Annotated in this window: 17 protein-coding genes, 1 tRNA gene and 1 pseudogene; 10 read left to right on the top strand and 9 right to left on the bottom strand. The window is 65.4% G+C overall.

All coding sequences use genetic code 11. The features are described 5' to 3' along the window. On the top strand, positions 1 to 455 hold a 455-nt coding region (locus QUV18_RS03465), incomplete at its 5' end, for a hypothetical protein (RefSeq protein WP_300892025.1). A 316-nt stretch (positions 456 to 771) separates the two neighbouring features. Here QUV18_RS03465 and QUV18_RS03460 read toward each other — a convergent pair. The 4 genes from QUV18_RS03460 to QUV18_RS03445 all read right to left on the bottom strand — a co-directional run bounded on the left by QUV18_RS03460 (position 772) and on the right by QUV18_RS03445 (position 4,593). Then, positions 772 to 847 (bottom strand) — tRNA-Thr (locus tag QUV18_RS03460). Between the two features lie 45 nt (positions 848 to 892). Next, positions 893 to 2,401, bottom strand: a complete 1,509-nt coding sequence (locus QUV18_RS03455; RefSeq protein WP_300892024.1) for a heme biosynthesis HemY N-terminal domain-containing protein — start codon at positions 2,399 to 2,401, stop codon at positions 893 to 895. Positions 2,402 to 2,421: 20 nt separating this feature from the next. Beyond that, positions 2,422 to 3,816, bottom strand: coding sequence for a hypothetical protein (locus QUV18_RS03450; protein WP_300892023.1), 1,395 nt, complete (start codon positions 3,814 to 3,816; stop codon positions 2,422 to 2,424). An 87-nt stretch (positions 3,817 to 3,903) separates the two neighbouring features. Continuing rightward, positions 3,904 to 4,593, bottom strand: coding sequence for a uroporphyrinogen-III synthase (locus QUV18_RS03445; protein ID WP_300892022.1), 690 nt, complete (start codon positions 4,591 to 4,593; stop codon positions 3,904 to 3,906). 72 nt (positions 4,594 to 4,665) lie between these two features. Between QUV18_RS03445 and tsaD the strand changes: the two genes are divergently transcribed. The 6 genes and pseudogenes from tsaD to QUV18_RS03415 all read left to right on the top strand — a co-directional run. Further along, positions 4,666 to 5,763 carry a tRNA (adenosine(37)-N6)-threonylcarbamoyltransferase complex transferase subunit TsaD gene (gene tsaD, locus QUV18_RS03440; RefSeq protein ID WP_300892021.1) on the top strand — a complete coding sequence of 366 codons (1,098 nt, stop codon included), beginning with the start codon at positions 4,666 to 4,668 and terminating at the stop codon, positions 5,761 to 5,763. Beyond that, positions 5,760 to 6,722, top strand: a complete 963-nt coding sequence (locus tag QUV18_RS03435; protein ID WP_300892020.1) for an NAD(P)H-dependent glycerol-3-phosphate dehydrogenase — start codon at positions 5,760 to 5,762, stop codon at positions 6,720 to 6,722. The genes tsaD and QUV18_RS03435 overlap by 4 nt, the downstream gene beginning before the upstream one ends. Continuing rightward, a complete protein-coding gene (locus QUV18_RS03430; RefSeq protein WP_300892019.1) occupies positions 6,723 to 6,992 on the top strand; it encodes a YciI family protein in 270 nt (89 codons plus the stop codon). Positions 6,993 to 6,995: 3 nt separating this feature from the next. After that, positions 6,996 to 7,415 carry an EVE domain-containing protein gene (locus tag QUV18_RS03425; RefSeq protein WP_300892018.1) on the top strand — a complete coding sequence of 140 codons (420 nt, stop codon included), beginning with the start codon at positions 6,996 to 6,998 and terminating at the stop codon, positions 7,413 to 7,415. Positions 7,416 to 7,442: 27 nt separating this feature from the next. Next, positions 7,443 to 7,838 (top strand): DUF1761 domain-containing protein, encoded by a 396-nt coding sequence (locus QUV18_RS03420; RefSeq protein WP_300892017.1) that lies wholly within the window; start codon positions 7,443 to 7,445, stop codon positions 7,836 to 7,838. A gap of 301 nt (positions 7,839 to 8,139) precedes the next feature. After that, a pseudogene (locus tag QUV18_RS03415) lies at positions 8,140 to 8,241 on the top strand (chemotaxis protein MotB); the annotation flags it as partial. A 205-nt stretch (positions 8,242 to 8,446) separates the two neighbouring features. On the opposite strand, the gene QUV18_RS03410 reads toward QUV18_RS03415, so the two are convergent. From QUV18_RS03410 to QUV18_RS03400, 3 genes are all read right to left on the bottom strand, one after another. Beyond that, positions 8,447 to 8,806, bottom strand: coding sequence for a flagellar protein FlgN (locus tag QUV18_RS03410; RefSeq protein ID WP_300892016.1), 360 nt, complete (start codon positions 8,804 to 8,806; stop codon positions 8,447 to 8,449). After that, positions 8,796 to 9,080 carry a rod-binding protein gene (locus QUV18_RS03405; protein ID WP_300892042.1) on the bottom strand — a complete coding sequence of 95 codons (285 nt, stop codon included), beginning with the start codon at positions 9,078 to 9,080 and terminating at the stop codon, positions 8,796 to 8,798. Before QUV18_RS03405 ends, QUV18_RS03410 begins: the two co-directional genes overlap by 11 nt. A 247-nt stretch (positions 9,081 to 9,327) precedes the next feature. Beyond that, a complete protein-coding gene (locus tag QUV18_RS03400) occupies positions 9,328 to 9,591 on the bottom strand; it encodes a hypothetical protein (RefSeq protein ID WP_300892015.1) in 264 nt (87 codons plus the stop codon). Between the two features lie 1,476 nt (positions 9,592 to 11,067). Here QUV18_RS03400 and QUV18_RS03395 point away from each other — a divergent pair. The 3 genes from QUV18_RS03395 (at position 11,068) to QUV18_RS03385 (ending at position 12,759) form a co-directional block, all read left to right on the top strand. Beyond that, complete coding sequence (locus tag QUV18_RS03395; RefSeq protein ID WP_300892014.1) at positions 11,068 to 11,646, top strand: flagellar hook-length control protein FliK; 579 nt, start codon at positions 11,068 to 11,070, stop codon at positions 11,644 to 11,646. 13 nt (positions 11,647 to 11,659) lie between these two features. Next, a complete protein-coding gene (locus QUV18_RS03390; RefSeq protein WP_300892013.1) occupies positions 11,660 to 12,334 on the top strand; it encodes a flagellar hook capping FlgD N-terminal domain-containing protein in 675 nt (224 codons plus the stop codon). Positions 12,335 to 12,531: 197 nt separating this feature from the next. Beyond that, positions 12,532 to 12,759, top strand: coding sequence for a hypothetical protein (locus QUV18_RS03385; RefSeq protein ID WP_300892012.1), 228 nt, complete (start codon positions 12,532 to 12,534; stop codon positions 12,757 to 12,759). 92 nt (positions 12,760 to 12,851) lie between these two features. On the opposite strand, the gene QUV18_RS03380 is transcribed toward QUV18_RS03385, so the two are convergent. Together QUV18_RS03380 and QUV18_RS03375 are read right to left on the bottom strand one after the other, a co-directional pair. Further along, complete coding sequence (locus QUV18_RS03380) at positions 12,852 to 13,541, bottom strand: YjbF family lipoprotein (protein ID WP_300892011.1); 690 nt, start codon at positions 13,539 to 13,541, stop codon at positions 12,852 to 12,854. Further along, the gene (locus QUV18_RS03375) at positions 13,538 to 15,628 is read right to left on the bottom strand and encodes a YjbH domain-containing protein (protein ID WP_300892010.1); all 2,091 of its coding nucleotides are present in this window, start codon (positions 15,626 to 15,628) and stop codon (positions 13,538 to 13,540) included. The genes QUV18_RS03380 and QUV18_RS03375 overlap by 4 nt, the downstream gene beginning before the upstream one ends. Between the last annotated feature and the right edge of the window lie 54 nt (positions 15,629 to 15,682).

The raw sequence follows: 15,682 nt of genomic DNA, 5'->3' as shown, positions 1-15,682 counted from the left end.
GCCTAAGCCTCCTGGTTCAGGCCCAGGTGTCCGGTCGAAAATGGGGCCAGTTCAATATCGTGCTTGGACCGTCGGTTGCCGCATTTTCGCTGAGGCCCGATGAAGATTATTTGTCGGTAACATGGTGCCAGTATTTCGCCGGTAGCGCGTCCGAAAAATTGCGGTGTGCCATTGAGGCAATCAGGGACAGCGACATGCATGTAGGAGGTAAGGCTTGTTTCTGTGTTGCTAATACCGATGCTATTAGAGAAGCAGCAGAGCGGTTTGGCCGGAATCCATCTTTCATCTTCTATCCGGAGGCAGACAATCCAGCTCATGCTGGAGTTCACGGACTAGAGTCTCCCGAAGAAGCTCTATTGGAACTACTAGCTGATGAGTGCTGGTCCGAATTCCTAAATAAAGAACGAGCTGATGATCTGCCGATCACAAACTGCGAAATAGCCGCGGATCTTTGATAAACCCGAATAATAACAGATATGTCCACCATACGGCCGCCATTTGGAGGCTCGAGCCTCGTCGATTGGGAGAAGAAAGCATCGCAGGTCACGCCAGACCGCAGCACCGGAGAAGATGTATCGACCGAAGCGCTTGGAGAAGACGCTGAAGAATTCGATACCTAGGTTTTAGGCAGCCCGGTCGACGACGGGTTACATACTGCCAATCGCATCTGAATAAGCCTCGACAGGCAGGCCGTTGGGTGGACAGAAGGGTGGATTGACTTTCGGCAATATCGCCTAGTCTGTTGTTAAATAACGATTTTTTCTGAAAAAGTGGTGCCGCTGATAGGACTCGAACCTACGACCCCATCATTACGAATGACGTGCTCTACCAGCTGAGCTACAGCGGCCCCGTGGGGCGGGGCTATAGCACCGGGACGGGGGCGGGGGAAGCCCTAATTTGCGGCTTTGCGGTCCTCTTCCGGGGTGGGATCCTCGACGATTTCGGCGTCGGCGATCTCGGTGTCCGAGGGCGTGCCGGTGGCGTCGGGCGGGGCGGGGTCGGTGCCCTCGCGCGAGCGGTCGTCGAGGGAGCCGACGATGAGGGGCAGCATCTCGACCCCGGTGGAGCTGGAGACGGTCGCGGCGGGGGGTGAGCGCCATGTCAGCGTGTCGAAGGACTGGCAGTTTTCGCAGGCGGGTACCCATTGCGCGTGGATGTGGTGGCAGTTGTCGCAGACCCATTGCGGGCCGCGAGGCGCGGCAAGCGCGCGGGTGAGCCATCCCTTGACCACGGCGTCGGAGGACCCTTCGCCGCGTTCGATGGCGGCCATCAGGGTGAGGGTGCGGGCATCCGGGTCATCCTCGGCAAGGGTGCCCAGAGCGCGGCGGGCGGCGGGGAAATCCTCGGCCGCGATGTGGAGCTCTGCCTCGACCAGCCTGGTTTCGCGGTGCTCGGGGTTGATCTTGAGCAGCTTGGCGAAGCGCTTGAGCCGGTCCTGCGGGGTTTCGCCCGGCTCGATCTCGGCGAAGGCGGCGGCGAGGTCGGGGTGGGGCTGGGCCTCCCATGCCTTGCGGATCACGCGGGAGGCGTAGCGCTTGGAATCGGCGCGGATGTAGCTGCGGGCGGCCATCACGGCGGCGGGGATCAGGTCTGGCGAGAGGCGGTTGGCCTCGATCGCCTGTTCCTTGGCGTCGATATCCTTGCCCTCGTCGAGGATGTCCTGGGCCTCGGAGAGGGCGAGGACGGCATCGCGGCGCTTGTGGACGTCGCGCGGGAGGGAGCCGTATTTCAGCTTGGCGCGGAGGGTGTCGCGGGCGCCGGACCAGTCGTGTTTCTGGGCCTGCAGCTTGAGCAGTGTATCCTGCACCTCCTCGTGGCGGGGTTTGAGGGCGAAGGCGGTCTGGGCCAGTTTCAGCGCGGTGTCGGTGTCACCGTCGGAGAGCTTCTGGCGCATGATGCCGCGGACGCCGACGAAGCGGGTCTTCTCGTTGGCGAGCAGTCGCTTGTAGACCTCCTCGGCCTTGCGGCGATCGCCTGCCATCTCGGCGGCCTGGGCGGTGATCAGGTTGGTGAGCGCCGGCTTGCGGAGGTAGCGTTCGGCGCGGTTGGCCTTGGCCATCGCCACGTTGCCCTCGCCCGAGGCGAGCGCCATCAGCCCCTCGGAAAGCGCGCGGTAGCCTTTCTCCTGCCGGTTCCTGTCGAAATAGCGGGAAATCGCGGTTTCATCGCCGTTGATGAAGCGCAGGACGGCGATGAGCAGCGAGGCGAGCTTGAGCAGCAGCCAGATCGCCAGCATCAGCAGGATCAGGGCAATCACCGCCGTCAGGGGCGTGAGATTGAATTCCTGCCCGGCCATGACGATGCGGACGCCGCCCTCGAGTTCGAGGAGGTAGATCGCGGCGAAGCTGGCGCCCGCGACGAGGGCGACGAAAACCGCGATCTTGATGATGGACCATAGCATTGGCACGCGCCCTTTCGGTGTCAGTTCAGTTCTTCGCTCAGTTGCTGTGCCGCCGCGACGGCCTCGAGGCGGCGGGCGGCCTGGCCGGCCCAGTCGGAGAGTTCCGCACGGGCCACTTCCGGCAGCGCCTCGATCTCGGCCAGCGCGTCGGTGAGGCGGCCGGCATTGGTGGCGGCCTCGGCGCGGGAGAGGATGGCATCGGGGTCGTCGCCCTCGCGCGGTTCGAGCGAGCGGGCGCCGAGCTGGGTGCGGATGAAGGCCGAGAGGCCGCCGGATTCGCCGGCCTCGGCGGAGGCGTTGCGGGCCGCGGCCAGCGCGGCGCGGGCGGCATCCGGGAAACCTTCCTGAAGCTCGGGCAGGGTGGCGACGCCGCTGTCGGCGGCACGGGTGAGGGGCTCTGGCACCTCCATGCCGGTTTCCTGCAGGTCGGCCAGCGCGTCGGCATAGCCGCCGCCGGCATCGAGCGCCGTCAGGATGCGGGAGAGGGCGGCGCGGCGCAGGGTGGCCTGGGCGGTGGTTTCAGCCTCGGTTTCCAGGTCCTCGGCGCGGGAGACCATTTGCTCGATCTCGGCGCGCTGGGCGGCCATGGCGTCTTGCAGTTTCTTCAGCTCGGCCTCGTAGGCGGCGGCGGCCGCTTCGGAGGCGCCTTCGGTGAGGGGGCGGGATTCGACCTCGTCGAGGCGGGCGGAGAGGGCGGCGACGGTCTCGCGGGTCTCGGTGAGCTGGTCGGAGAGGGTGGAGAGCGTATCCTGCAGTTCGGCCTGGCCCTGTTCGAGGGCAGAGAGGTCGGGGCCGTTCTCGAGCTGTCCGGCAAGCGCGTCGAGGCGGTCGGACTGGGCTTGCAGGGACTCGTCGGTTTCGCTGCGGTAGGTGTCGAAGGCGGAGGTGTCGGCGGGTTGGCCGAAGAGGTAGTAGGCCGCGCCGAAGCCGATGGCGCCGGCGGCGACGCCGCCGAGGAGCATGGGGAGGAAGCCGCCCTTGCGGACGACGACCTGTTCGGCGGGGGCGGGTTTGGTGTGCGATTCAGGCTTGGTCCCGGTGGGCGCTGCGCCGGTGTCGCCGGCGGGGGCCATGGCGGCGGTATCCTCGCCCCAGGGGCCGCTGTCGTCGGACTGGGTCTCGGCTTGGGGGTCACCCGGGGTGGCCGGGTCGGGCGTTGCGATCTTGGCGCCGCCGAGGGGTTTGGGTTCGGGCGTGGCGGGGGTGTCGGCCGGCTCGTCGTCCTTCGGCGCCTCGGCGCCGTCGACGGATGCGGAGAGGGCCGCCGACCCTTCGGAGGTGTCGGTGCCGGCCTCGGTTTCGGTATCGGACGACTCCTCCGTCACCTCCGGTGCCGCGGTCGCTTCGCTCGCCTCGTCCTTGTCGGCCGTCTTGCGTTTCGAAGACGATGTCTTTGACGTTGTCTTTCTCGCCACCTGTCTCACCCCTGTCGATTGTCCGGTGTGCCCGGTCTTGATGTGACCTTACTTTGCCGGATTTCCACTCTCAACCCGGTAGGGGGCTTACGCAAGGGCTTCGACGGTGTCGAGCATCGCGTCGGCGGTGGGGGCGGCGGCGATGGCGATTTGCCGGGCGCGGTGGGACGGGACGGTTTCCGCCACGGCGGGGCTGATGGCGGCGATCTTCAGCCGGGCTGTTGCCGGGGCGGCGTCGAGGAAGAGGCGGGCGCTGCGGGCGGAAAAGAGCGGGGCAATCACGGGGGTATCGGAGGAAAGCAGGGTTTGAGCGGCATCGGTGAGGGGGGTGGCAAGCTGGCGGTAGGTGATCAGTTCATCCGTCTCTATTCCGGCCTCAGAGAGGGATTTCGCCAGATCGGCGGCCACGTGCTCGCCCCGGAGATAGAGCAGTTTTCCGCCGGGGCGGTCGGCGATCAGCCGCTGCAGGAGATGCTTTGCGCTGCCGCCGCCGTCGATGGCGCGAAGCCCGGCACGTTGTGCCGCCGCGGCGGTGCCGGGGCCGACGCAATAGCAGGCCTGGCCGCTGGCGTGATGAACGAGCGCCGGAAGGGCATGGGCAGAGGTGAGGATCAGCACGTCGGATGCGCTGATCTGTCCCGGAGCGGGAGGGATATGGTCGATCCGGAGGATGGGGGAGAGGAGAATCTCGGCCCGTGCGCCCAGCCTGTCGCGCAGTTTGGCCGCGAATCCGCTGGCGGAGGGTTCGGGCCGGGTGATCAGAATCGTGTTCGCCATGCCTTGCCCGGAGTTGTTTGCGCTCCATACTGGTGTTAACCGCCGATGGATCAACGCGCAACGGGCCGGCCGATGGATGAACCTCTGACAATTCTGGGGCTGGAAAGCAGCTGTGACGATACCGCGGCGGCGGTGCTGCGGGTGGAGCGGCCGGGGGAGGCGGAGATCCTGTCATCGGTGGTGTTCGGGCAGGCGGAGCTGCATTCGGCCTTTGGCGGTGTGGTGCCGGAGATCGCGGCGCGGGCCCATGCGGAGAAGCTGGATATCTCGGTGGAACAGGCTCTAAAGCAGGCGAATACGCGGCTATTGAACGTGGACGCGATTGCCGTGACCGCGGGGCCGGGGCTGATCGGCGGGGTGCTGTCCGGCGTCATGTGCGCCAAGGGGCTGGCCGCCGGGGCGGGGCTTCCGCTGGTGGGCGTGAACCACCTGGCGGGGCATGCGCTGACGCCGCGGCTGACGGACCGGGTCGCGTATCCCTACCTGATGCTGCTGGTGTCGGGCGGGCATTGCCAGTTGTTGATCGTGCGGGGGCCGCAGGATTTCTCGCGGCTGGGCGGGACGATCGACGATGCGCCGGGCGAGGCGTTCGACAAGGTGGCGCGGCTTCTGGGCCTGCCACAGCCGGGCGGGCCGGCGGTGGAGCGGGAAGCGGCGACGGGGGATGCCGGGCGGTTCCGGTTTCCGCGGCCTTTGTTGGATCGGCCGGGGTGCGACATGTCATTTTCCGGTTTGAAGACCGCCGTGCTTCGGGCCAGGGACCAGGTTGTGGCGGAGAAAGGCGGGCTGACCCGGGCCGACCGGGCGGATCTGTGCGCCGGGTTCCAGGCGGCGGTGGCGGACGTGCTTTCCGAGAAGACGCGGCGGGCGCTGGAGGTTTACGCGGAAGAGGCCGGGGCGGTGCCGGTGCTGGCCGTGGCCGGGGGCGTGGCGGCGAACGAGGCGATCCGCGGCAAGTTAGAGACTGTTTCAGCGGCGTCTGAAACCAATTTCGTGGCTCCGCCGTTGAGGTTGTGTACCGATAACGCGGCGATGATTGCCTATGCGGGCGCAGAACTGTTTTTCGCCGGAGTTCGGGATGACATGACCCTGGCCGCGCGGCCGCGCTGGCCGCTGGATGGCGCGAGCCCGGCGATGCTGGGGAGCGGCAAAAAGGGAGCGAAGGCATGATCCGGGTGATGGGAGCCGGGGCGTTCGGCACGGCGCTGGCGGTGTCGCTGGCGAAGACCGGGCCGGTGACGCTTTGGTGCCGGGATGCCGAGCATGCGCGGGAGATGCGTAAAGAACGTGAGAACGCGCGACGCTTGCCGGGGGTGGCCTTGCCCGAGGAGATCTCGATTGCCACGGGCGATTTACCGGCAACGGATGTGGATGCGACGCTGTTGTCTGTGCCGACGCAGAAGCTGCGGGCGTTCTGCGAGGAAAACCAGAGGCTTCTGGGGTCGGGCGGGCCGCTGGTGGCGTGCTGCAAGGGGATCGAGCTTTCGACAGGCAAGCGGCCGACGGAGGTGATCGAGGATGTGCTGCCCGGGGCGATCTGTGCGATCCTGACGGGGCCGTCTTTCGCGGATGACATCGCCAGGGGGCTGCCGACCGCGCTGACGCTGGCCTGCGAGGGGGAGGCGACGGGCGCGGCGCTCCAGGAGCGGCTGACGACGCCGAACTTGCGGCTCTATCGCAGCACGGATGTGACCGGGGCCGAGTTGGGCGGCGCGCTGAAGAACGTGGTCGCCATCGGCTGTGGCGCGGCGATGGGTGCCGGGCTGGGGGAGAGTGCGCGGGCAGCGTTGCTGACGCGGGCCTTTGCCGAGATGAAGCGCGCGGCGGTGGAGATGGGGGCCGAAAGAGAGACGCTTTCGGGGCTGTCAGGGTTCGGTGACCTGGTGCTCACCTGCACTTCGGGCCAGTCACGGAACTACCGGTTCGGGGTGAGCCTTGGCAAGGGCGAGGATTTCGAGCCGGGCGTGACGGTGGAAGGCGCCGCAACGGCCGAGGCCGTGTGCACCCACGCCGAGAAGGCGGGGCTCGACCTGCCGGTGATGCGGGCGATCATGTTGCTGGTCACCGGCCAATTGCGGGTGGAACAGGCAATGGATATGCTGTTGTCGAGACCGCTGAAGGAAGAATGAATGTTGATTGCCCTGATTGCCCGCGACAAGCCCGGCGCCTTGCACACCCGGACCGACAACCGCGAGAAACACCTCGACTATATCAGGGAGACCGGCGTGGTCAGCCAGGCCGGGCCGCTGCTGGATGAGGGCGGGGAGATGTGCGGCTCGCTGGTGATTCTCGAGGTCGAGGATATGGCGGCGGCCGAAGGCTGGGCCGAGAACGACCCTTATGCCAAGGCCGGCCTCTTCGAGAGTGTCGAGCTGATCCCGTGGAAGAAGGTGATCTGAGCCATGCGCTATTGGCTTTTCAAGTCCGAACCGTCGACCTGGAGCTGGGATGACCAGGTGAAGAAGGGCGACAAGGGCGAGGAATGGGACGGCGTGCGGAACTACCAGGCGCGGAACTTCATGCGCGAGATGGAGGTGGGCGACCGTGGATTCTACTATCACAGCCAGACAGAGAAGGCGGTGGTGGGCATCGTCGAGGTGATGAACGCGGCGCATCCCGACAGCACGACCGATGACGAGCGCTGGGAATGCGTGGATATCAAGGCGGTGGCGCCGGTGGAACGGCCGGTGACGCTGGACATGATCAAGGAGGATCCGCGGCTGGGAGAGATGGTGCTGGTGAAGAACTCGCGCCTGTCGGTGCAGCCGGTGACGGAAACGGAGTGGAAGATCGTGTGTGAACTGGCCGGGGTAAAGGCCTGATGTGATCACATATCCGGGGAGGATCGGATGGGATACCTGGGCGTACTGGTGGCGGCGGTGGCCGCCTATGCCTTCGGGGCGGTGTGGTACATGGTGCTGGCGAAGCCGTGGGTCAGGGCGGCGGGGATCGAGACCGACGAGAACGGCAAACCGGCCGGTGGGTCGAACCCGGTGCCGTATGTCGTGGCGTTCGGGTCGGCCGTGCTGGTGGCGGGGATGATGCGGCACATCTTTGCGCTGAGCGGCATAGATACGGTGGAAAAGGGCCTGGTTTCGGGGCTGGGGATCGGGCTTTTCCTGGCCAGCCCGTGGCTTTTGACCTGCTACAGTTTCGGGGGTCGACCCTACCGCCTGACGCTGATCGATGGCGGTTATGCGACGATCGGCAGCGCGATCATCGGCGTGGTTCTGACACTGGTCTGAAAGGCTCGCGTAGAGTTTTACGGAGGGTACCGGCCGGATCGCGCGGCACCCCCCGTCACCCCAGTGCTCCCACAGCACCGTACGCGTATCTGGAAAGGTCGCGGCCATCCTGGCCTTTGACTGGACCATAGGCCAATCCGGGGCGCGAAGGCAAACGGCAAGTGCCTAGAATCCATTTCAAATCCGTGGGTGTTCGCGGGCGTTCCGGGCCGGGGGTTAATCGCCAAAACTTTATCCGTTAAGCCGCCGGTAACAGGCCGTCGGCTATGTCTTTCGCCGGGTGAGATAAAAGGTGGTGAAGATGAGTGCGTCTGGCAATAACGCCGCGCCGGTCATCATCAAACGGAAAAAGATCGTCAAGGGCGACGGGCACCATGGTGGGGCCTGGAAGGTGGCGATAGCATTTTCCTTTAGCCTTCGGCGCTTTGCGCCTGTGAAACGTCCCGCCCCCCGCGGGAGACGGCCTCAAGCTGTCGTTCTGACATGTGCCGCAGGCGTTCCGGCCTGCCGCGCCACCCACACTGGAATGCAGGGGCAACATGGCGCCGAGGTGCTAATGGAGTGCTAAGCCCCGCCGGAGATGTCCGGCGGATTTGACACAAATCCCGTCACGCCCGTTTCTCAACCTGCCGCACCACGGCGCCCTCGATCGTGTGTCTACGGCCGGATTCGTCGTAGGTGTCGAAGGAATGGCGAAGCTGGCGCAGAGCGGCCATCCGGCCGGCCACCTGCCGGATACCCTGAAGTGCGCCGTCGAGCAGGGTCTGGTTGCGCATGACCTTGCCGCGGATGTTCTCGAGGTCGGGCTGCTGCTCGGGTTCGAGGGCGTTCAGCGCATCGATCAGGTCGGTCTTGCGTTCAAGCAGTAGCGCCATCTGGTCAAGATCGCCTGTCAGCAGGGCGCAGCGCTCCTGCTCGAGCAGGTCGTCGAGCGCCTGCAAGATGTCCGTTGCCGTTTCAGGTGCCATCCTTCGCCTCCATCATTGCCTTGAAGAAATGTTCCGCCAGCCCGATCCCGCCGGCGCGAACCATGCGTTCGGCGATTGCCTCGCGGTGGAACGAAGCGAACTGATCCTCTCCCGCGCCGCCCGAGAACGTGCTGACCTGCGATCCGAATCCGGCGGATTTCAGCATTTCCGACAGAAAGCTTGCCTCAAGCGCCAGGGCGGCCTTCTTCGCACGGGATTCGCGTGTGGGAGACTCACCACCCGAACCGGGGTGGGCTGGGGTAATTGATGAAATTTCCGTCACTCGAACGACTCCAATTCAATGCAACTCGGGGTCACTTTGGAGGGAAAGCAGTAAACATTCGGTAACCGGCATCTGTCATGTTCTCCAGAACGCGGAAGAATCCCGGAGCGAATGAAAGATGATCTCTCTTACCGGTTCGATACCGGCTTTTCCTTTTCCGAGGCCGGAGCCGGCACCCGCCGGACCTGCGGGGCTGACGCGCGCAACCTCGGCAGAACAGGATTTTCGCGACGTCCTTTCAGGTGTCCTGCTTGCCGCGGGGCGCCAGGGTGCGGCATCGCAAGGATCGGGTGAGCAGGGCGACGTGGCACATCGCGACCCGCGTGATCTGGACGCGGACGATGCCGCGCATGCCGGTGCGGGTCGCGACGGGGAGGGTGAAGGTCATCACGTGGAGGAGAGGAATGTCCCTTTGTCCCGTGATACCGCGGATCCGGATCGTGACGATTTCCCCGAGCCAGCGGTGCAAGGCGGGGACGTAGACGATGTCGCGTCCGGGCAAACTGTCAACGCTTCGCCGGAGGAATCTCCGGCCCGACAGATCGCGAAACCAGATGACCCTGTGGCGCAATCAGCGCGGGCGCAAGGCGACTCCGGTGACGGCGAGGGCCTTTTGGAGCCTGAAGGTGTACCGGGCGGCCAGCCCCGGCGGCCGGCTCCCGGCGCCGCAGAGGCAGACCCTGTCGCGGCTCTGCGGGAAGAGCCGGTGAACGCCGGACAGGTCGATGGCGCGGCACGTGGTCCTGAGACAAATCCGGCGCAACCTGCCGGGGAAACCCGCGTGGCGAGGCGGGAGGCCGATCCGAAATGGCAGGCCGTGCCCGGCGTCTCGGAACGGTTTGGCCGGACGGTGGCCGGGGAAGCGCCCGTTTCGAGAATTGACAGGGAGGTGGTGGCATCGCGTCCGTCGCCCGGGGCCGAGGTTTGGCCGACAGAGGGCAGAGGGTTGGTCGCACCGGTGGTCAGGGAGCGGGCCACCGATTCGTTCGGGCCGCCTCCCGGGTCGATACGAGAGAGGGCGGCCGTTCGCGCAAGGGCGCCGGAACGCTCCGCGATGAAGGACGTGCCGACCGCCAACGTTGGAGTCCGGCAGGAGACAACTGGCAGATGGGGGGTGGACAAGCAGCCCGTGCCAGACGTGCCGATGCCGGAGCCGCTCTTGAAGAACGGACGTGCAGAGCCGGGAGTGCGTTCACGACAGGCTGCGGCGGCCATGCCTCACGTCGAACCAACCCGGCCCACGGCAACTGTTTCGGTGGGGGACCGTCCCGCTACGAACAGTGTACGTCTCGCCGGGATCGGGCCGCGCGGTGGAGCGCCGCGCGATACCCGTGACAGAAGCGGTCAGGCACCGGCGGAAGCTGTTCTCGGGGGCGCCGGCCGGCGGGATAACGTTGTCTCTACCGATCACGTGCCGCTCAATCGCAGAGGTGGGGGGGAAGCGGGAGAGGCCGGTGCGGCGGGCCAGGGTCTCAAGCAAGCCGGGTTGCAACCGCACTCATTGGCGCTGCCGGAACGCGATGCGGTAAATCTTGTCCATCGGGCCGAGGGGCAGTTGCGACATGATCCCAATCCGGATGGTGCGCGGACCGGGGTGAATTCGACCCCCCGGCCCGATGGTTCGCTGCCGCTTGTCGGTTCCGGCGACGGTGGCAGGGCAGGATCGTTAGATGCGATTGACGGACCGGCTGTGCGCAGGCCGGTTGCAGATGCTGCCCAGGCAACGGGGCCGGCAGGTCTTGAGCCGAAGGCAATGCCGGGGATGGCTGGCCCCGGATGGCACGCGCCTGGACGAGTTGCGGTGCAAGCCGACGGGAGGGCAATGCCGCACCCGAGCGTTGGCGCTCCGGTTGATCGGGAGCGGTGGGCTCAGGATACTGATATGCATCGTTTCATGACCCTCCGTCAGGACCGGAACGCTCCGGGAGCGGAGGCGTCAGCTCTGCCAACGGGCGGACAGCCGCACCAACATGCCAGAATGTACGGTAACACCGGCATCGCGACCGGACAGGCGGCAATGCCCGGGCTGGCAGACGTTCAGACCGCGGATCAACCTGTTGACCCGATCGCGCCGGTTCACGGAGAGGTACACACCGCGACACGTCCCGGAACAGGCGCCCCCGCCGGACCGACGACACTTGCCGCCGCACAAGCCGCCCCGCCGCAGGTTCTGCAGGTTTCTGCCGCGATACGCAGCAGCAGCGACGCGATTTTCGATATCCATCTCAGTCCCGCCGAACTTGGCAAGGTCCGAATATCCCTGACCCCGTTCGACAACGGTATACTGGTCAACGTTCTGGCGGACCGGCCGGAGACGCTGGACCTGTTGCGGCGTCACGCCGATCAGCTGGAGCAGGATTTCCGGGAACTCGGGTATGAGAACACGGCGTTTTCGTTCGGCGCCGGAGGGCAGGACGAGGCCGGAGCAGGCGGGCATCTGCGACAGCCCGACCGTTCGGAGCCCGAAGGCGGGGTGGAGGCGGTCGATCGGGACGCCGGGATGCCAAGGCCAGCTGCGCAGCCGGCGGCGACCGGCCGTGTAGACCTGCGCTTGTAGAAAGGAGCTCTCCATGGAAATCGCTTCAGGCAATCCGGTATCGGGGCAGTCAGGTGGGTTCGCCGCCGCCGGCCGGCCGTCTTCGGACGGCGCGCTCATCGGTTCGGACTTCGAGACGTTCCTGAAAATGCTGACGGCCCAGATGAAGCATCAGGACCCTTTGAACCCGGTCGATTCGACGCAGTTCGCGACCCAGCTTGCCACGTTTTCCAGCGTGGAGCAGCAGGTGCGCACCAACGAGCTGCTGACGGCCTTGGGGGCGCAGATGGGCGCGCTGAGCGTGTCCCAGCTTTCCGGCTGGGTCGGGATGACCGCCCGGGCCGAGATGCCGGTGCATTTCGACGGTGAGCCGGTCACCATCAGCACGCGCGACGTTGGTCTTGCCGACAGGGCCGAACTTGTCGTGCGGAACCGGGAAGGCAAGGAAATCCAGCGTTTGCCTGTCGAGACGGGCCGACAGGAGCTGGAATGGGCCGGCGTGTCGGCCAGCGGTGCGCCGTTGCCCGCAGGCGTATATCACCTGACCGTCGAGTCCTACGCGGCCGACGAACTGACATCCACCGACGCGGTCTACGTGCACGCCCGAATCGTCGAGGCACGCAACGAAGATGGCCTGCCGATCCTTGTCATGGACAGCGGACAGGAGGTCGAAAGCGGGGATATCGTCGGTCTCAGGCAGGCCCAATAACGCCGCGGACTGCGCAAAATCCGGTCAAACGACCCTTGCCGGACCCCGCGAGCGTTGTATTTGTGCATTACGTTGCCGATGACCGGAGAAGGGTCTTTATCGGCGCGCGCACTTGAAGTAATGATGTGCTGAGCGTAAGTTTACTCATGAGGCGGCAATGCCTCGAAAACGTTTTGGAGATGGCTATGACGAAATTCATGACCCTGATCGCAGGTGCAGCCCTTGCTGGCGCGACCGCGATGCCCGCCTTTGCGAATGATCCGTTTGTGTCGTCGCAAAGCGGTGAAGACAACACCATTACCACCGAAGGTGCCATTGCTCTTGGCGCGGCCGGCTTGGCTGGTGCTGTCATCATTCTGAACGACGACAGCTCGTCGTCCTCGAGCTCGAGCTCGGGCGGTGCCCTTCCGACCATAGGCAACTAAGCCTCGATCGGAACAGGATAGTCTTAAAAAAAGCGGGCCGAATTGGCCCGCTTTTTTCGTTGTCACGTGTCGGTACGCCTGAGACCCAGTTCTTACCTGAGAAGCTGGAACGTGGCGAAACCCAGTTCCGGGCCTACCCATTGCCGCGATTGAAGGATGCGACCGCTGCCGCTGACCAGGTAGAGGTCGACGAACTGGCGGCCCTTGGCAACACAGCTTGAAAACATCTGAAGCGCCGGCTGGCTGATCTGGCCGTATTCGACGAACTGCTCATACCCCCGGCTGACGACACAGCTCGTCTTGGCCTCGATCTCCTGGTGATTGCCATCGAGATACCGCTGGGTATAGAGGACGGTCCCCTCCTCGCGCCGGGACACGAGTGCCAGGACGCCATCAACATCGGCCGACATCAGGTCGGGCGGAATGGCGCGGGTGGCGGTGATGATCCCGTTCTTGGTCGTGATCGTGCGACGATCGCTCGTTCCCCAGGCCGCCCAGGTACTGTAGGGGCCATTTGTCTCGATCACGCGCAGCACACTCTGCCCCTTGACCGAGGGAAACTGGATTGTCGCGAGCGGCTCGTCGGGCCCGGTGCTGGCGAGTGCCTTCTGTGCCGTGCGAGACAGCTTGACCGGGTCGAGTTTCAGCTTGGGAGGCCGGATCGCCGTTTTGACAAGCTTGCCGGCCGTGACCACTGTCAGGTCGGATTTCCGGCTGGTGCAGCCTGGAAGTGCGAGCGTTGCAATGACGGCGAGGCCGACCAGGAGCCGGGTAAAGATCATCTCCAGAATTTCCCCCAGCTTTCGGCGACGCTCGGCCGGTGCGCATCGTTGACGACGTCGTACAGGCGACCCTCCACGTTCAGGCGCTGGCCGCCGTCCCGTTGCAGCGGGCGGATCGTGTCGCTGTAGGTCTGGCGTGTCGGCTGGCCGACGAGCCATGTGAGCGGCACCGAGAAGAAGATGCCCTTGTCGAATGACCCTTCGCCGAAGGTGGCCGCGGACACGTTCGTCTTGGTTGCGAAGGCCCCGAACCGCCAGCCGTTCGAGAAGCTGCGGGCCACTTCCAGCGTGGCGCCCCAGTCGCCGGCGAGATATCGGCCGGCGTGAACGGTGGCGTCGAACCCGTTCTGGAAGTCGTAATAGGCCGAGACGTGCCCGTTCCACTGGGGAATCACGCCACCGGGGGTCTGCCGGCTGCGCAGACCGAAGAGCTGGTCATAGTCGCGCGGATGGACGAAATTGACCTCGGCGCCGAAGGCAAGCCGGCTGTCGACCGGCTTCCAGAGCACCTCGCCCGACACGCCGGCATACATCATCTCGAGATACCCGGCGGTGACGCGGCTGTAGAGATTAGGCCCGTGGCGAGAGTATTTCGCGATCGTCAGCTGGTCGATCGTCGGCCCTGCCTCGGGGTTGTAGAGCGCCGCGTTCGACCGGACATGGGGCATGATCGAGTTGCTGGGCCGCGTCACGTGGTCGAGGTTCCCGAACAGCTTGACGGAACTCGCCCCGGTCACGATCCAGCCCTTGCCAAGATGCCAGTCGGCGCGGGCCCGAAGCCGGACGTCGGCGCGGAACGGCTGATCGGGGTCGAAGGTATACGTGCGGGCGAAGGGCGCGATCTTCCATTCCAGCTTGGGATAGTATCCGGGCAGCGGGGCCGGCACATCACCGAAACGCAGGCTGTCGGTGATCACGGCGGCCGCCAGCGCATCGCGCGCAGGCGCGTTCTCGAGGCGTTCGAGGTCACTGCGGCGGAAGGTCGTGGTGCTGAGCGGCATGCCGTTCCGGGACACGGTGATATGGAACGTCTCGATCGAGGCGGGCATCGTCCGGCTGAGAACGCGGAAGGTCCGGCCCAGCGCCTGGGCGTCGGCAATGTAGATGTTGTTCTCGATCAGCGCGTGCGCGCTGCGCTCGGTGATGTCCAGGCCGATGAGCTCGATCTGCTCCTGCGCCAGGAGAGTGCTGAAATCGCGAACGCTCTTGGCCTGGGCGTTCTTGTCGAGCGTCCAACCGAGATCCTTGAAGGCGCCGGGATCCCGCAGGCCGACCGGGAGAGGCGCCTGTTCGAGGCTGGCCGTGGCGGGTTTCTTCACGTTGAGGGACAGCGACACGCTTGCGCCGATCTCCGACCCGGCAAGGGAGAACAGGCGCACGTCGACACCTTCGGCGGCGCGATAGGTCAGGCCGAAGTTCCAGGGCGACTTGTGGTTGAAGCTGATCGCAGCCGCCGGGTTGGCCGTCTGCCGCTCTTCGAACTCGTAGGCGTCGGAGGAATACTCGGCCGAGACGCTGATCTTGTCGGTGATGTCGTAAGTCAGGCCACCGAAGAACGCCATCCGGCCGCTGAAGTAGTCGGAAAAACGGAAGTTGCCGCCCGTGCCGACGCCGGCGAAGGTAAAGGGCTGCCGGTTGCGCCAGCTCGCAAAGCTGTTGTAGCTGCCCAGCCGGCCCCAGCCGATGCCGCCGGTCACGCGCAGGCGGTTGTTGATCTGTTTCGTGGCGACGATGTATTCGCCCGAAAGAACGCCGGTGCCGAGGAAATCCTGCAGGCCCACGGCGACGGCGGGCAGGTAGTCGGTTTCCTCGAGCAGGCGGATCCGCACGTCGAAGCTGCGGTCGTAGTAGATGCGGAACGCCGGTGACAGGCCGTCGATGCCAGAGTAGCGGAAGCTTCCCGAGAGCCATGGCAGGATCTGGAAGGTCGCCGTGCTCTTGGTGTAGCCGGGAAAGTGCGACACGGTCAGCGAGAATTCGGAATCCGGCGCCATTTCGGCGGTCGGCATGTCGATCAGGCCGCTGGGGACGCCGTAATTGTTGGTTTTGGTGGTGGTAAGGCTGTCAGCCTGGCTTGCGCCGGGCATTATCAAAGCCGCCAACATGGTCGCAGAAAGAAAGTGTTTCCGGATCACGCTCAG

The organism is Roseovarius sp. (assembly GCF_030373445.1).
Taxonomy (GTDB): Bacteria; Pseudomonadota; Alphaproteobacteria; order Rhodobacterales; family Rhodobacteraceae; genus Roseovarius.
Note: the sequence above shows the minus strand (reverse complement) of the source record. Positions and strands in the feature narration are given on the sequence as shown.